Origin of the sequence: Psychrobacter sp. CAL346-MNA-CIBAN-0220 (assembly GCF_040309805.1) — a bacterium.
Classification (GTDB): domain Bacteria; phylum Pseudomonadota; class Gammaproteobacteria; order Pseudomonadales; family Moraxellaceae; genus Psychrobacter.
On the sequence record NZ_JBEOPF010000342.1, the window covers coordinates 1 to 267 of the forward strand.

Genomic DNA, 267 nt, shown 5'->3' on the forward strand with positions numbered 1-267 from the left:
TATCTGATGTATATTTTAACGCACTTTTAGCTTCAGAAAAAATTGATAATGAAATTAAGAAGTCAATTATAAATAGTATAAGATCTAAAGATAAATTCGGAATAGTTAATTACCAAGATAGTAATTATAAAAATATAGAAATACCGTTAAGAGAGTTAATTAATAAAGATAAAATAGAAAAAGCTTATCAGTTACTAGAAAGTAACTTTAAGAAATTAACCATAAAAGACTACCTATTTAACTTGCACACATTGTTTTTAGTGGATC

1 protein-coding gene is annotated in these 267 nt (G+C 23.2%); it reads left to right on the top strand.

Translation table 11 applies throughout. The annotated features are described in order from the left end of the window. On the top strand, nucleotides 1-267 hold a 267-nt coding region (locus AAEY88_RS13905), incomplete at both ends, for a hypothetical protein (protein WP_350563326.1).